This window comes from Actinomadura violacea (assembly GCF_017573465.1).
Lineage (GTDB): Bacteria > Actinomycetota > Actinomycetes > Streptosporangiales > Streptosporangiaceae > Spirillospora > Spirillospora violacea.
In genome coordinates, this window is record NZ_JAGEPF010000017.1 from 85,116 (window position 1) to 100,429 (window position 15,314).

The 15,314-nt window shown below is 72.3% G+C and carries 13 protein-coding genes; 5 read left to right on the forward strand and 8 right to left on the reverse strand.

Features of this window, described 5'->3' with window-relative positions; translation table 11 throughout:
• Nucleotides 1-273: 273 nt before the first annotated feature.
• Nucleotides 274-1,152, forward strand: coding sequence for a ParA family protein (locus J4709_RS27285; RefSeq protein ID WP_307801581.1), 879 nt, complete (start codon nucleotides 274-276; stop codon nucleotides 1,150-1,152).
• The gene (locus J4709_RS27290) at nucleotides 1,149-2,165 is read left to right on the forward strand and encodes a ParB/RepB/Spo0J family partition protein (RefSeq protein WP_208244664.1); all 1,017 of its coding nucleotides are present in this window, start codon (nucleotides 1,149-1,151) and stop codon (nucleotides 2,163-2,165) included. Before J4709_RS27285 ends, J4709_RS27290 begins: the two co-directional genes overlap by 4 nt.
• A 1,695-nt stretch (nucleotides 2,166-3,860) precedes the next feature.
• Here J4709_RS27290 and J4709_RS27295 read toward each other — a convergent pair.
• Nucleotides 3,861-4,808, reverse strand: coding sequence for a D-alanine--D-alanine ligase family protein (locus J4709_RS27295; protein ID WP_208244665.1), 948 nt, complete (start codon nucleotides 4,806-4,808; stop codon nucleotides 3,861-3,863).
• Nucleotides 4,809-4,904: 96 nt separating this feature from the next.
• Nucleotides 4,905-6,137, reverse strand: a complete 1,233-nt coding sequence (locus J4709_RS27300; RefSeq protein WP_208244801.1) for an aminotransferase-like domain-containing protein — start codon at nucleotides 6,135-6,137, stop codon at nucleotides 4,905-4,907.
• Between the two features lie 371 nt (nucleotides 6,138-6,508).
• On the opposite strand from J4709_RS27300, the gene J4709_RS27305 reads away from it, so the two are divergent.
• A complete protein-coding gene (locus tag J4709_RS27305) occupies nucleotides 6,509-7,126 on the forward strand; it encodes a GNAT family N-acetyltransferase (RefSeq protein ID WP_208244666.1) in 618 nt (205 codons plus the stop codon).
• A 100-nt stretch (nucleotides 7,127-7,226) separates the two neighbouring features.
• Here J4709_RS27305 and trxA read toward each other — a convergent pair whose 3' ends face one another.
• The gene (gene trxA, locus J4709_RS27310; protein WP_208244667.1) at nucleotides 7,227-7,541 is read right to left on the reverse strand and encodes a thioredoxin; all 315 of its coding nucleotides are present in this window, start codon (nucleotides 7,539-7,541) and stop codon (nucleotides 7,227-7,229) included.
• Nucleotides 7,542-7,599: 58 nt separating this feature from the next.
• Nucleotides 7,600-8,553, reverse strand: coding sequence for a thioredoxin-disulfide reductase (gene trxB / locus J4709_RS27315; protein WP_208244668.1), 954 nt, complete (start codon nucleotides 8,551-8,553; stop codon nucleotides 7,600-7,602).
• Nucleotides 8,554-8,759: 206 nt separating this feature from the next.
• Here trxB and J4709_RS27320 point away from each other — a divergent pair, with 206 nt between their 5' ends.
• The gene (locus J4709_RS27320; RefSeq protein WP_208244669.1) at nucleotides 8,760-9,335 is read left to right on the forward strand and encodes a dienelactone hydrolase family protein; all 576 of its coding nucleotides are present in this window, start codon (nucleotides 8,760-8,762) and stop codon (nucleotides 9,333-9,335) included.
• Nucleotides 9,336-9,447: 112 nt separating this feature from the next.
• On the opposite strand, the gene J4709_RS27325 is transcribed toward J4709_RS27320, so the two are convergent.
• The gene (locus J4709_RS27325; RefSeq protein ID WP_208244670.1) at nucleotides 9,448-10,230 is read right to left on the reverse strand and encodes an anti-sigma factor family protein; all 783 of its coding nucleotides are present in this window, start codon (nucleotides 10,228-10,230) and stop codon (nucleotides 9,448-9,450) included.
• Nucleotides 10,227-10,850: an RNA polymerase sigma factor SigM gene (gene sigM, locus J4709_RS27330; protein WP_173097661.1), complete on the reverse strand. Its 624-nt coding sequence runs from the start codon at nucleotides 10,848-10,850 to the stop codon at nucleotides 10,227-10,229. The genes J4709_RS27325 and sigM overlap by 4 nt, the downstream gene beginning before the upstream one ends.
• Before the next feature lie 368 nt (nucleotides 10,851-11,218).
• On the opposite strand from sigM, the gene J4709_RS27335 reads away from it, so the two are divergent.
• Nucleotides 11,219-11,665: a hypothetical protein gene (locus J4709_RS27335; protein ID WP_208244671.1), complete on the forward strand. Its 447-nt coding sequence runs from the start codon at nucleotides 11,219-11,221 to the stop codon at nucleotides 11,663-11,665.
• 74 nt (nucleotides 11,666-11,739) lie between these two features.
• On the opposite strand, the gene J4709_RS27340 is transcribed toward J4709_RS27335, so the two are convergent.
• Nucleotides 11,740-13,422 (reverse strand): protein kinase family protein, encoded by a 1,683-nt coding sequence (locus tag J4709_RS27340; protein WP_208244672.1) that lies wholly within the window; start codon nucleotides 13,420-13,422, stop codon nucleotides 11,740-11,742.
• Between the two features lie 179 nt (nucleotides 13,423-13,601).
• On the reverse strand, nucleotides 13,602-15,293 hold the full coding sequence (gene murJ / locus J4709_RS27345; RefSeq protein WP_307801583.1) for a murein biosynthesis integral membrane protein MurJ: 1,692 nt from the start codon (nucleotides 15,291-15,293) through the stop codon (nucleotides 13,602-13,604).
• Nucleotides 15,294-15,314: the final 21 nt, after the last annotated feature.

The window sequence follows — 15,314 nt, forward strand, 5'->3', positions numbered from 1 at the left end:
GACGAATCCCCCGACGAACAGCCGCCCGGCCCGGGCGGGACCGGCGCCGCGGAACCCGTGCGGGGGACCCCCGCGGGCCAGGCCGCGCAGGCCGACGAGGGGACGCGGGGGGACGCCGGCGCCGCGACGACGCCGGCGTCCGCGCCCTCCGGGCACGCAATGTGGGGTAACACGACGTCCGGTACCGCGGAGAACGTCGGCTATGTGCCGACCAGCGCCGGCACACAGCAGGCGACTCCGCGCCAGGGACCATCTCAGGGGGAGTCAGAACTCGTGCGCGAGGCGCTCAAGGACGCCAAGGTTTCACATGAAACAGCGGTCACCGCCCTCAAGGCGATGTCCGGCCGCAGGGAGCGCGAATGGCCGCGCCCGGACCGCTGCCGCATCATCACCATCGCCAACCAGAAGGGCGGGGTGGGCAAGACCACCAGCTCGGTGAACCTCGCCGCGTCGCTCGCCATGCACGGGGCGCAGGTGCTCGTCGTCGACCTCGACCCGCAGGGCAACGCCTCCACCGCCCTCGGCGTCGAGCACCACGCCGAGATCCCGTCCATCTACGACGTCCTGATCGAGGACATGGCGCTCGCCGACATCGTCGTCGCCGCCCCCGAGATCCCGAACCTGTACTGCGCGCCCGCGACGCTCAACCTCGCCGGCGCCGAGATCGAGCTCGTCTCCAAGGTCGCCCGCGAGTCCCGGCTGCGCCGCGCGCTCGATGCCTACGACACCGACAAGTTCGACTACGTGCTGATCGACTGCCCGCCGTCGCTCGGCCTGCTCACCGTCAACGCCCTAGTCGGCGGCGACGAGCTGCTCATCCCGATCCAGTGCGAGTACTACGCGCTGGAGGGGCTGGGGCAGCTGATCCGCACCGTCGACCTCGTCAAGGCGCACCTCAACCAGAAACTGTGGGTGTCGACCATCCTGCTCACCATGTACGACGCCCGGACGCGGCTCGCCGCGCAGGTCGCGGAGGACGTCCGCAGCCACTTCGGGGACGTCGTCCTCAACACGGTGATCCCCCGCAGCGTCCGCGTCTCCGAGGCGCCGAGCTACGGGCAGTCCGTCATGACGTACGACCCAGGTTCCAGCGGCGCCCTCGCCTACAGCGAGGCGGCCTCGGAAATGGCCCATGGAGGGGCGAGGAAGTGAGCCAGCAGCGACGCGGTCTGGGCAAGGGGCTCGGCGCCCTCATCCCCACCGCCCCGCCCCCACCGCCGGCGGACGATCCGTCCGGCGCGGGCGGAACCGGCGCCCCCGGCGCGCCGGGCTTCCCCGGCGGCCCGAACGGCCCCGGCCAGGACGGCGCCGCGATCGCGGACGTCCAGCCGGTCGCGGGAGCGCACTTCGCCGAACTTCCCGTCACGTCCATCACCGTCAACCCCCGCCAGCCGCGCGAGCACTTCGACGAGCAGGCCCTCGAGGAGCTCGCCGAGTCGATCGGCATCGTCGGGCTCCTGCAGCCCATCGTCGTCCGCCGGGCCGAGACCGGCGACCACGACTACGAGCTCATCATGGGCGAGCGGCGGTGGCGCGCGTCCCAGATGGCCGGGCTGGACGTCATCCCCGCGATCGTTCGCGACACCGGCGACAACGACCTGCTCCGTGACGCGCTCATGGAGAACCTGCACCGCCAGCAGCTGAACCCGCTGGAGGAGGCGGCCGCCTACCAGCAGCTGCTGCAGGACTTCGGCGCCACTCACGAGCAGCTGGCCACACGGATCGGCCGGTCCCGTCCGCACATCACCAACACGCTTCGCCTGCTGAACCTGCCGCCCGCCGTCCAGCGCCGCGTCGCCGCCGGCGTGCTCTCGGCCGGCCACGCCCGAGCGCTCCTCTCCCTCGACAGCGTCGAGGCACAGGAGCACCTGGCGCAGCGCATCGTCCAGGAGGGCCTGTCCGTGCGGGCGCTCGAGGAGATGATCGCCCTCCGCGAGGTGGAGGACGAGCCGAAGGCGCCGCGCCAGGGCCGCCGGAAGCGCCCCGTCGCCCCCGGTCTCAAGGAGCTGGCCGACCGCCTCTCCGACCGCTACGAGACCAAGGTCCGTGTGGACATGGGGCGCAACAAGGGCAAGATCGTGGTCGAGTTCGCGACCCTCGAAGACCTCGACCGCATCATCAAGTCGATGGCACCCGACAATGACACCGACCCCGGCGAGCCGTAGGAACGCCCCCTACGCTCGCTCTCAGCGCCCCGGAAGCTTCCTTCCGGGGCGCTCCGCTTTCCGGGCGCCCCGATGTTTCCCGTGAAACATGAGCCCGACGGCCGACCCCAACTCGACCTCGCACCGGCAGACGCCCCTCCCAAACCGCCGCACCCCCCACGAAACCCACCTCGCGTCGAGGCTGTGGAGGAGCTCCCTGCCGCCGCCGTAGCTCTCCATGCTCCAACCCACGAATGACCGCTAGGGGGCAGCATCCGCAAACGCCGACGTTTCGCGTGAAACATCGCCCAGCTCCCCCCCCGGAGCGCGTTGCCTCGTTTGCCTCGGGCGCGCGGCGGCCGCGGGGAGCACGCGCGGCGGCCGCGGGGAGCACGCGCGGCGGCCGCGGGGAGCACGCGGGGAGGACGCGGGCGCACCGTCCGTCCCTCGCATCGATCGGGTAGCGAGCTCTCGCCCGCGGCGGCGCGGTACGCAGAGAACCAACGACCACTTCTGCGCCGCCTGTTCGTCCCGGAAGGCCCTGTGCGGCTCACTCCGCGGCGTCCCCCTCCGGCCGCTCACCGCTCCGGCTGCCCCGGCCAGTCTCGAAGCCTGCCGCGGCAGATCATATGCGCCGGGAGCCGGCCGACGCCCCCGACGGCGAGTGATGGTCGGCCCCCTCTGGCAGCGAGGGACGGCAGGCGCGCGGCCCGGCGCGTCCGGGCGTGGGTGGGACGACACGTTTTGGCATGGCGAGACCTGGTCCGGTGAGCGGGTGGCGGACGGTGGCGGAGCGATAGCGAGCAACGGGGGCAGAATCAGCGCGTGCTCGTGCTCGGACGCGAAGGCCGGGAGCCCCGGGGCCTCGCGGCAGAACCCGGCGCAGCGAACCTCGAGCGAGTGCTCGGCAGGTGCTGGGCGCCGGGTGTTGGTCCGCCGACGGGCGACGGATGGCGGCTGGGCTTGCCTGTGACCCGGCGCCCGCGCGGCAGGAAGGCGTCATACGGGGCGCGCCGTAGCGGCGCCAGGAGAGCGATCAATGGAGCCGGCTGCCCCCTCAGGGGTGGGGCCGTCGGCAGCTGATCCATGGACGATTGGAGGCGGGCCTTCAGGCACAAAGCTCAACTGCTCCCACGGCCGATCCCCCGACGGGCACTGGGCGCGCGGCAAATGGAGGTCATGTTCAGCGCGACCCGGCCTGCATGCCCATGCGCGCGAAGGTGACAGCAAGGTTCTGCGCCCGGATTCGCAGGGGCGGCTGGCAGCGGCGGGTCCGCTCGCCCGTTGACGTTGCTTGCCGGGCGCCGCTTTGCTGAGCCTGCGTCGCCGGAGCACGCCGGAGCACGCTGGAGCACGCCGGTGTGCGCCGCAGCACGCCGGGTCGTGACCGGTCCTCTGCCGGCCGGCCCCCCTGGGGAGCCGACCGCATATTCAGGTTCTTTTGCGGCCGGGTGCGCTCTAGTCACGTCGGCGAATCGCGCGTGCGATGGTTCTTCCTGGGGTTGCTCTCACCGTCGACCAGGTGCACCGGTCGTTTGTCGCACGCAGCCACCCGAGCCTGGCCCGGCAGCTGCGCCAGGAGAACACGCGGGTGACCGCCAGCTGTTGGCCGGGCATCGCGTTTGGCAAGACCGAGTGCTGACGCTGCTTTTGCTTCGTGACGGGTGATGATGTTTCACGGGAAACGTTGGGGGTTTCTCGTGAAACATCGGGGGGTCACGTGGTGGTCAGTTGGGTCAGCAGGAGGTCGCGGCAGACCTCGCCGAGGTCGAGGCCGGCGACGCTGACGGCGCGGGGGAGGAGGCTCGTCTCGGTCATGCCGGGGGCGACGTTCACTTCGAGGAAGTGGACCTCGCCGTCCGGGTCGACGATGAGGTCGGTGCGGGAGAGGTCGCGGAGGCCGAGGGTGCGATGGGCGGTGAGAGCGGCGGCGGTGGCGCGTTCGGCGGCGTCCGGGGTGAGGCGGGCCGGGGTGACGAACTCGGTGTCGCCGGCGTCGTAGCGGGCCGTGTAGTTGTACAGGGCGCCCGGGGCGACGATCTCGACGGCGGGGAGCGCCTGGGGCCGGCCGTTGCGCTCGATGACGCTCACGGCGATCTCGGTGCCCTCGATGTAGCGCTCGACGAGGGCGGCGTCGCCGTAGGCGAAGCAGCCGACCATGGCGGCGGACAGCTCGGACGGCTCGTGCACGACGGACGCGCCCAGGGCGGAGCCGCCGCGGGTGGGCTTGACGAAGAGGGGCAGGCCGAGCCCGCGGATGATCTGGTCGAGGACGGACGCGGCGCCGAGGTCGTGGAAGACCTCCTTGGGCAGGGCGACGGAGTCGGGGGTGCGCAGCCCGGCGCGGCGGACGACGGACTTGGCGGTCGGCTTGTCCCAGGCGACGCGGCAGGCGTCGGCGCGGGCGCCGACGTAGCGGACGCCGAGGAGGTCGAGCACGTCGCGGATCGAGCCGTCCTCCCCCGCGGCGCCGTGCAGGACGGGGAACACGGCGTCCGGCGGGTCGTCGGTGAGGGAGTCCAGGAGCGTGGCGTCGGCGTCGCGCAGTTCGACCGGGATGTCGAGGGCGCGCAGCGCGTCGGTGACGCGGCGGCCGGAGCGCAGCGAGACCTCTCGCTCGTAGGACAGTCCCCCGGCGAGGACGACGACGTGCCCGAGTTCCACAGCAGGTGCCCTTCTGGCGTTCGGAGCGGCAACGAAAACGCGCCGGCTCCCAGCATGGGGGAGCCGGCGCGGTTACGCGAAACCGGGTGGTATCGGTTAGACGATGCCCGGGCCCGGGGTGTGCACACCGCCGGGGCCGTCGTGCTCGACTCCCCCGAAAGTGTCCCGCAGCCTGATCTCCTTCTCCACCACCGCGGCGAGGCGGCGGACGCCTTCGCGGATGCGGTGCGGCTCGGGGAAGCAGAAGGACAGCCGCATGTTGCGGCGGCCGCCGCCGTCGGCGTAGAAGCCGGTTCCGGGGACGTAGGCGACGCGGTCGGCGATCGCGCGGGGCGCCATCGCCTTGGCGTCGAGGCCCTCGGGGAGGGTGGCCCAGACGAAGAAGCCGCCGCCGGGGCGCGTCCAGGTGCAGCCGTCCGGCATGAGCTGGTCGAGGGCGTCGAGCATGGCGTCGCGGCGTTCGCGGTACATCTCGCGGAACGCCTTGATCTGCTCGCGCCAGGGCTGCGTCAGCAGGTACTCGCGGACGGCGAGCTGGGAGAAGTTCGACGGGCACAGGATCGCGGACTCGGCGGCGAGGACGAGCTTGGCGCGGACGGCGTGCGGTGCGAGGACCCAGCCGACGCGGAGCCCGGAGGCGATCGTCTTGGAGAACGAGCCGAGGTAGATGACGCGGTCGGGGTCGTCGGCGCGCAGCGCCCGCATCGGCTCGCCCTCGTAGCCGAGGAGGCCGTAGGGGTTGTCCTCGATGACGAGGACGTCGTATTCGGCGCAGATCTCCAGGACCTGGGTGCGGCGGGCGGCGGTGAGGGTGACGCCGGCGGGGTTCTGGAAGGTGGGGACGGTGTAGAGGAACTTGACGCGGCGGCCTTCGCGGCGGAGCCGGTCGAGGGTGTCGCGGAGCGCGGACGGGATCAGGCCGGCGTCGTCGAGCGGGACGTGCACGACGTCGGCCTGGTAGGAGGCGAAGGTGCCGAGCGCGCCGACGTAGGAGGGGGCCTCGGCGAGGACGACGTCGCCGGGGTCGATGAAGATCTTGGTGATGAGGTCGAGGGCCTGCTGGGCGCCGACGGTGACGACGACGTCGTCGGCCGAGCCCTGGACGCCTTCGAGGGCCATGACCTCGCAGATGAGTTCGCGGAGCGTCTCGTCGCCCTGCGCGGAGCCGTACTGGAGGACCTCGGCGCCCTTGCCGGCGACGAGGTCGCCGACCATCGAGCCGACGGCGTCGAGGGGCAGCGCGGACACGTAGGGGGCGCCGCCCGCGAGGGAGACGACCTCGGGGCGGGCGACCATCGCGAACAGAGCCCGGATCTCCGACGGCACCATGCCGGCGGCGCGGGCGGCGTAGCGGTCGGTGTAGGCATCGGTTCGCGAGTGCTGTTCCACGAGGCACCTCCGGTGGGGCTGGCTTGACCGCAAAGTTACGGCATCGGCTCCGGGGGGAGCGGGCGAACCCCGGACCTCGCGCCTCGGCGGTCCCCGGACCCCGCCCTCCGGCGGTGCTGGAGCCCCGCACTTCGGCGGTTCCCGTGCCTGGCGCGCCGCCCGGTTGCTCGTCCCCCGTCCGATACGATGCCCGAGGATCCCGGTTTGTTGCCGGGGACTTCCGCGCAAGTGGGCGTTCCGCCCCGAGGGCCCCGGCCGTACCGGGTGCCTTCGCCCGGCGGACGAGGATGCCAGCAGGGGGTGCCGGCCCGGTGTCGCGTCGACTCGTCAACATCACGCTGGACAATCTGGACGATCTTCCGCACCGCTGCCGCGGCTGCGTCTTCTGGGAGCTGGACCCGGTCAGCCGGGACCGCGCGCAGGCGAGCGGCGACGCGGGGCTGGAGAAGGAGGCGTGGATCTCCTCCACGCTGCTGGAGTGGGGCTCCTGCGGCAAGATCGCTTACGTGGACGACGTGCCCGCGGGGTTCGTGATGTTCGCGCCGCCGCTGTACGTGCCGCGGTCGGTGGCGTTCCCGACGAGCCCGGTGAGCGCGGACGCGGTGCTGCTGATGACGGCGCACATCCTGCCGGAGTTCGCGGGCGGCGGGCTCGGCCGGATGCTCGTGCAGGGCGTCGCGAAGGACTTGACGAGGCGCGCGGTGAAGGCGATCGAGGCGTTCGGCGACCTGAAGGGCGAGGAGGGCGGCTGCATGGTGCCGGCCGACTACCTGCTGTCGGTCGGGTTCAAGACGATCCGGCCGCATCACCGGTACCCGCGGCTGCGGCTGGAGCTGAAGTCGGCGCTGTCGTGGCGTGAGGACGTCGAGGTCGCCCTGGAACGGCTGCTGGGCTCCATGACCCCGGAGGGAGCGCTGCGTCCCGTCTGAGGCCGTCTGAGCGGCTCACATGAGTGCGGCCCGCATCCCGCCGGACGGGATGCGGGCCGCACTCGTGTTCACGGGCGCCGCGGGGGCGGGCGGAGGGCCGTCAGATGAACTCGGCGAGGTCGCGCAGCAGCGCGGCCTTCGGCTTGGCGCCCATGATCTGCTTGACGACCTGGCCGCCCGAGTAGACGTTCATCGTCGGGATCTGCAGGACGCCGTACTCGGCGGGGACCTTCGGGTTCTCGTCGATGTTCAGCTTGACGATCTCGAGCTTGTCGCCGTGCGCCTGGGAGATCTCCTCCAGGATCGGCGCCACCATCCGGCACGGGCCGCACCACTCGGCCCAGAAGTCGACCAGGACGGGCTTGTCGCTGTCCAGGACCTCGGACGCGAAGTCGGCGTCGGTCACGGCTTTCATGGTGTCTCCTTCGGTAGCGGGCCCGGCGCGGGATTCGGGCGCCGGGCCGGGCGTGCGGTCAGGCCTGCGGGACGGTCTCCGCGGCGTCCTGGTCCTGGAGCCAGCGCTCGGCGTCGATGGCCGCCGAGCAGCCGCTGCCGGCCGCGGTGATGGCTTGACGGTAGATGTGGTCGACCACGTCGCCACAGGCGAACACGCCGGGAATCTTCGTCCGGGTGGTGGGGGCGTCCACGAGCAGGTAGCCGTCGGCGTCGGTCTCCAGCTGGCCGGTGAACAGCTCGCTGCGCGGGTCGTGGCCGATCGCGATGAACAGGCCGGTGATCTCCAGCGGGCTCTGCTCGCCGGTCTTGAGGTTGCGGACCTGCACGCCGGTGACGCGGTCCTCGCCGTCGATCTTCACGACCTCGCTGTCCCACAGGAAGCGGATCTTGTCGTTGGCGAACGCCCGGTCCTGCATGATCTTGGAGGCGCGCAGCTCGTCGCGGCGGTGGATCACGGTGACGGAGCGGGCGAACTTGGTCAGGAAGATCGCCTCCTCCATCGCGGTGTCGCCGCCGCCGACGACGGCGATGTCCTGCTCGCGGAAGAAGAAGCCGTCGCAGGTCGCGCACCAGGAGACGCCGCGTCCCGAGAGGCGCTTCTCGTCCGGCAGGCCGAGCTCGCGGTAACCGGAGCCGGTGGCGACGATGACGGTCCTGGCCAGGTACGTCTCGTCGCCGACCTTGACGACCTTCGGGTCGGCGGCGAGGTCGACCTCGGTGACGTCGTCGGTGATCAGCTCGGCGCCGAACCGCTCGGCCTGCTTGCGCAGGTTGTCCATCAGGTCGGGGCCCATGACGCCGTCGGGGAAGCCGGGGAAGTTCTCCACGTCGGTGGTGTTCATCAGCGCGCCGCCGGCGGTCACCGACCCCTCGAACAGCAGCGGCTTCAGGTCGCCGCGGGCCGCGTAGACCGCGGCCGTGTAGCCCGCGGGGCCCGAGCCGATGATGATGACGTTACGGACGTCGCTCACTGTTGTGCGCCTCTCCTCTTGGCCTTCGGTGGCCTCACCGCACGGCCTGCCAGTCGCGTCAACCGATCCTAGGGCCAGGGGATTCCCGGCATGCGCGGCCCGTCCCGTGACCTGCCCCGCAGTGCCCTTCCGACGCCCTTCCGACGCCCTTCCGACGCCTCTCCGGGCCCGCCGTGGGGGCGTCGCGACGGCCATAGGGTTGTCCCATGGCACGCATTCTGCTTCTCCACTCGATGTACGGGCTCCGTCCCGCCGTGCACCAGGCGGCGGACCGGCTCCGCGCCGCGGGGCACGAGGTCGCCGTCCCGGACCTGTACGGCGGCCGGGTCGCCGGCACGCCGGACGAGGGCGTCGAGATCAAGGAGGAGATCGGCCGGGACGAGCTGCTGCGCCGCGCCGTCGCGGCGGCGGCCCCGCTGCTGGACGGGGACGAGGGGCTCGTGTACGCGGGGTTCTCGCTCGGCGGGTCCATCGCGCAGAACCTGGCACTCGGCGACGACAGGGCGCGCGGCCTGCTGCTGATGCACGGGACGTCCGACCTCGCCGACGACGCGTCCACCGAGATCCCGGTGCAGCTGCACGTCGCCGACCCCGACACCTACGAGCCGGTCGACTGGCTGAACGCGTGGTACCTGCGGATGCGCAAGGCGGGCGCGGACGTGGAGGTGTTCCGCTACCGGGGCGCCGGGCACCTGTTCACCGACCCGGACCTGCCCGACCACGATGCGGAGGCCGCCGAGCGCGCCTGGGCGATCGCCCTCGACTTCGTGGCGACCCTCTGACCGCCGCGCGCGGCCCGCTGTGGCCGTGCCCCACGGCGACGGTGGGCCGCGGTGAGCGCGGCCTCTGGGGGCGGACCCCGAACGTCCGGAGGTTCCGCCCCGATGGGCTGGATCAGGCGGGCTCGTGCTCGAGCACGTGCGGGTCCTTCGCGGTGCAGTCCGGGCCGACGACCCAGACGTCCCAGCCGCCGTCCTTGGCGCCGGGAAGCGCTATCACGATCGCGTCCCGCCCGTCGTACCTGGCCCGGTCGACCAGCGCGGGCGTGCGGCCGCGGGTGACGCCGGCGACGCAGCCGGACACCGCCCCGCTCGGCGCGGACCCCTGGAGCCGCAGCTCCTGCCCCTTGCCGAGCAGCCGGTCGACCTGCCCGCCGAGCCGGCCGGCCCGGTACTCGGTGCCGCTGCGGGTGACCTTGTAGGCCCCCTTGACCATGGTGGATTCCGAGGGCGCGGCGGCGTTCGGCGCCGCGCCGCCCGCCGAGTGCTGCCGGGCGCGGTCCTGCGGCGGGGTCGCGGCCTGGCTGCCGCTGCCGTCGGAGTCGTCCAGCGCGATCTTGCCGACCGTCGCACCGCCGCCGAGGACGACGATCGTCGCCGCCGCGGCGGACAGTATCCGCCAATGCCGCCTTCCGCGCCGCTGCTCCATGCTCACCACGGTGGCGCTGTGCATCGACTCCGCCGCGATGGCGGTGTCGATGCGCTCGGCCAACTCCGGCGGCATGGACGGCACGGGTGCCTCCGCCAGGATCCGGGAGACGTCCGCAAGGTCGGCGGAGCGGTCCCGGCATTCGGCGCAGGATTCGAGGTGCGCGTTGACGGAGGCGGCCTGGTCGTCTTCGAGCAGTCCTTCGGCCAGGTCGGCGAGGACGTCGTAGTCAAGATGTGCGGGGTTCACTTGGGCATGCCACCTCCTTCCACACCTCCGACGTTTTCCGAGCCGCGTCGGTTCCGGTGATGGGTCAGAAGTGGCGCGAGCCGCGCGCGCCCCCGCGCGCACCGGCTCTTGATCGTCCCGGGCGGGACCTCCATCACCTGCGCGGCGTCGTCGACGGAGTAGCCCATCATGTCGACCAGCACGAGCGCGGCGCGCTGCTCGAACGGCAGCTGCTCCAGCGCCGTGCGGACGTCGAGGGACACCCCGTGCGCGTCGGTCGGGTCGGGCATCTTGGGCGCGACGGCGTCGAAGGTCGCGTCGTCGCCCATCGGGGTGGCCGGGCGGACGGACTTGCGGCGGATCCGGTCGAGGCAGGCGTTCACCACGATCCGGTGCAGCCAGGTGGTGACGGCGGCGTCGCCGCGGAACCGGCCGGCGGCGCGGAACGCCGACAGGCACGCGTCCTGCAGGGCGTCGGCGGCCTCCTCCGGGTCGCCGAGGGTGCGCAGCGCGACGGCCCACATCCGGTCCCGGTGCCGGTGCACCAGCTCGGCGAAGGCGTGCGGGTCCCCTTGGGCGTGGCGGGCGAGGAGCTCCTTGTCGGGGACCTCGTCGACCCGACGCATGCTCACCGACGTCATGAGCGACCGCTTTCTCGTACGGGCCGCCCTGCCGGTGCCGGGCGGCTGCGACCGGTTGCGGCTGCTCGGGTGGTCACCACGGTTTCCTGGGGGCGAGGGGACATGGATGCTCACAGGCACGATACAGACAACCGGCAGCTCACGTCACAGGTCGAGCCGCCCCGGACCTTTCCCGGACCGTTCCAGCCGCCGTGGGGCGGCCGTGGGGGCAGGCGTGGGGCGGCCGTGGGGCCGCCGCCCGGTGCCCGGACCGCCCCGTCCCCCGTCCCCGGAGGTGTCCACTTCCGGGCCGTCGATTGCCCGCGCGGCGGCGCTCAGGACATGATGGCCGGGACTTCATGATCATCGAATCGATCCGGAAGGCTCCCATGCGAACAGCCGCCAAGCGCGCCCTCGTCATCGCGACGACGGCCGCCGTCGCCTCAGGTCTCGCCGTCTCCTCCGCCTCCGCGTCGGACGACTGGGTCAAGGGCGGGATCAAGTCCGCGCACTCGCGGACGGCCTACAGCAAGCAGTCGGAGGGCAGGGCCTGGCTGCACATCTACTGGAACGGCACCAAGGTCGCCGTCAAGGGGACGGTGAAGAACACCTCCACCGACACCTACGCCTACATGCAGATCCGCTACCAGGTGTACACCAGCGGGAAGTGGCGGTGGCACAGCAAGTCCAACCTCGGGAAGGTGACGCCCGCGCGCGGCACCGGCTACCTGTCGCTGCACCGCGCCACCCACAAGACGCGGTACGTCCAGATGCGGGTCTGCGCCTGGGGGCTGCCGGGCAGCGGCCTGGGCGGCAAGTGCATGGACTGGGCCTGACCTTCGCGTTCCGCGGAGCCGGGGGCGTCCCGCACGGGACGCTCCCGGCCACGCCGGATGTGCGCGGGGCCGGCTCAGTGCCAGCCGAGGACGGAGACCTCGCTGACCTCGGCGCGGAACTGGCCGTCCGTACCGTGGGAGAGCCGGGTGAACCAGAGCAGGACGTAACGCGCGGAATGCGGCCGGGGAAGCTGGAACGACGTGGAGCCGGCGCCCGTCGTGGTGACCGTCTGGACCTTCTGCATCGACTTCGGGTCGGAGGTGTTACCGACCTTCAGTTGCACCGTCGCCCCGGCGCCCTCGGGCAGTTCGGCCTTGATCTCCTTGATCTTGACCGTGTCGCCCAGGTCGAGGAGCAGGCCGAGGCCGCTCTTCAGGCGGCCGAACTCGGCGGAGCTGTAGTAGGAGCTCCGCCAAGTGGTGCCGGACTTGCCGTCGATGGCGAGCCGCCCCTTCGGGCCCTTGCCTCCGTCGTCGCCCGTGAGGTCGACGCCCTCCGCGCTCTGGATGTTGAGCGCGGTGGCGGACGGCGTGGCGGGAGCGCTCGTCTTCTTCTGCCCGCCGGTGCCACCCCCGCCGGAATCGTGCTTGGAGCCGTCGCCGCCGGACAGGGCCCAGGCGCCGAGGCCGACGATGACGGTGAGCGCGGCGGCGGCGACGCCCAGCAGGGCGCGGTTGGCGGGTTTGCGGGGTCGGGACGCGACGGTCGTGGCGTTGGACGGCGCCCCCGGCGGAGGCGTGTCGTAGCGGCCGCGCGGCGGCGGGACCTGCCCGGACTGCTGCGGCTGCGCGTGCTGGGCGTGCTGGGCATGTTGGGCGTGCGAGCCGCGCGCGCGCCTGCCCGGCCCCCGTGTGTCCTGGCCCGGCGCCGGACGCGGCGGGTCCTGGACGGGGGGCTGGTGCGGCTGCGTCGTCGCCGACGTGGACGGCGTCGCGGGCCGCTTCGGCGTCGGACGCGGGGACGGCGCGACGCTACCGAGGCCCGCGAACAGCGGCAGCGGGGTGCGCGGCACGCCGCGCAGCGCCTTCGCCAGCTCGGCGGGCTCGGTGAGCGGCTCGGCGGCGCCGATGCCGAGGCAGCGGCAGACGATCGCGTCGATCGCGTGCGAGATGCCGGCCTGCACCTGCCGGGGTGCCTGCGGGACGTCGTCCGCGGTGGGCGCCGCGGGCAGGTCGGAGCGCTCCTCGGGGCCCGGCCAGTGCGCGGTGAGCGCCGCGTACAGCATCCGGCCGAGGCCGCGGACGTCCTCGGCGGCGGGGTCGTCGGAGTAGCGGTCGCCGAGCACCGCGTCGGTGGCGACGCCGAGCAGCTTGACGGTGCCGCCGGTCGTCCAGACCAGGTCGCGCGGGGACAGGCAGAGGTGCGCGAGCCCGGCCGCGTGCGCGGCGGCGACCGCCTCGGCGGCCTCGTACAGCAGGGTCGCGGCGCGGCCCGGCTCCAGCGGGGCCTTGGCGAGCATCTGCTCCAGCGTCTCGCCCGCCACCCACTCGCTGACGACGTAGGCGCTCTCGCCGCTGTCGTCGGCGTCGAACACCTGGGTGAGGCGGGGGTCGGTGAGGCGGCTGGCGGCGCGGGCGGAGGTCACGACCTCGCCGATGCGGGGGAACTCGGGGTCGAAGGTGCGGACGGCGACGGCCCTGGCCAGGATCTCGTCGATGGCCTTCCAGAGCGAGGACCCGCCCGAGTCGCTGATGCGCTCCTCGAGCCGGTAGCGGCCGGCGAGACGCGTGCCGGGTTCGATCACTGACGTGCTCACGGCAACGTCCTGCGCAGGTGGTCAGATCCCATGTTCGTGGCGTGGCAGCTTACGCCTCCGACCCTCCTCTTTGCGTTCCCCAGGGTGTCAGCCCGCAAGCCGTAGTCCCCCACATGGTAGTGGTTCGAACACGGGAACGGCGGCGTGATCCGGGCGCGTCCCCCTCACTTTGCCACGTCTTACCGGCGTCCGCCCGGCAACCTGCGCGCGAACGTGGCGATCGTCGCCTGTACCTCGTCGACCCGCAGCAGTTTGGCGAACAGCAGGTACAGCAGCCCGCCGCCCGCCGCGCCCACGACCAGGGTGCCGAGGGCGGGCAGCATCGAGTCGGTGCCGACGGCGGCGTCGGCGACGGCGTGCACCGCGTACGCGAAGCCGATCAGCGGCCAGATCGCGACCAGCAGCTTCAGGTGGCCGCCGACGATGCGGCGGCCGTCGATCCCGCCGAGCTTGCGGCGCAGCACCAGCCAGCACACGAACGTGCCGACGATGTTGGTGATCGCGTAGCCGCCGGCGATGCCGACCACGATCCACTTGACGCCGAGCAGGTTGTAGGCGGCGAACGCCATGATGATGTTGGACGTGACCGACACGGCGCCGACCAGCGCGGGCGTGCGGGTGTCGCCGAACGCGTAGAAGACCCGCAGCATCAGCTGGTAGGTGGAGAACGGCACCAGCGCGATCGCGAACATCTGCATCACGCGGGCGATCACCAGCGCGTCCTCGGGCCTGGTGTTGCCGTGCGCGAACAGCACGGTGGTGATCTCCGGGCCGAGCACCAGCATCAGCGCCGCCGCCGGCATGATGATCACCGAGGAGAGGCGCAGCCCGCTGGAGAACGCCGCCCGCACGTCGGCGATCTTGCCCTCGGCGGCGAACCGGCTCATCCGGGGCAGCAGCGCGGTGATCACCGAGACGCCGACGATCGCGTACGGCAGCTGGAAGAGCTGGTAGGCGTTGAAGTACGGGGTGTACCCGTAGCCCTCGCCGAGGCCCTTCTGCGTGCCGAGGTCGCCGGCCCGGTTCGCCAGGGCGGTGACGACGGCGAGGCCGATCTGCGTCGCGACGACGTACAGCAGCGTCCACCCGGCCATGCGGCCGACCTGCCCGATCTCGTCGCGCCGGAAGTCGAAGCGCGGCCGCCACCGGAAGCCGACGCGGCGCAGCGACGGCCACAGCGCGACGGTCTGCAGCACGATGCCGCCCGTCGTGCCGACCGCCAGCACCATGAACTCGGTGTTGGAGATGCTGGACGGGTCGACCTTCCCGGACGCCATGGCCAGGAACACCCCGCCGACGCCGATCACGATGATGTTGTTCAGGATCGGCGCCCACATGGGGGCGGCGAAGCTGCCGCGCGTGTTCAGGATGGCGCCCGCGAACGCTCCGACTCCGTAGAAGAAGATCTGCGGCAGGAAGAACTCGGCGAACAGGATCGCGATATGCCGCTGGTCGCCCTTGTAGCTGCCGGCGAGCACGTCGATGAACAGCGGGGCGGCGATCACGGCGACGACCGTCAGCACGCCGAGGCCGATCACCGCGAGGGTGAACACCCGCTGCTCGTACTGCTCGCCGTAGGTGCGGTCGCGTTCCTTGGCGCGCACCAGCAGCGGCACGATGACGCTGGTCAGGATGCCGCCGAGGAGCAGGTCGTAGACCTGGTTCGGGATCGTGTTGGCGGTGTTGTAGGCGTTGGCGAGCGACCCGGTGCCGAGCGCGGCGACGATGACGGCGGTGCGCAGGAATCCCGTGACGCGGGACGCGAGCGTGCCGACCGCCATGATCGCGCCGGAGCGGAGGATGCCGCCGGCCTTGCCGCCGTCGGCGGCGCCGTCCGCCGGGGGCGGGACGTCGACGACGGTCTCGCCCACGGGGCCGCCCCCGCCTGGGAG

What these genes read in the sequence shown, in the direction of transcription:
- J4709_RS27300 (WP_208244801.1), bottom strand. Translation starts at nt 6,137, where the DNA reads ATGGTGCCGTCGGAGATCCGGGCTCTGTTCGCGATGGTCGCCCGCCCC.
- trxA (WP_208244667.1), bottom strand. Translation starts at nt 7,541, where the DNA reads ATGAAAGCCGTGACCGACGCCGACTTCGCGTCCGAGGTCCTGGACAGC.
- J4709_RS27320 (WP_208244669.1), top strand. Translation starts at nt 8,760, where the DNA reads ATGGCACGCATTCTGCTTCTCCACTCGATGTACGGGCTCCGTCCCGCC.
- sigM (WP_173097661.1), bottom strand. Translation starts at nt 10,850, where the DNA reads ATGACGTCGGTGAGCATGCGTCGGGTCGACGAGGTCCCCGACAAGGAG.
- J4709_RS27335 (WP_208244671.1), top strand. Translation starts at nt 11,219, where the DNA reads ATGCGAACAGCCGCCAAGCGCGCCCTCGTCATCGCGACGACGGCCGCC.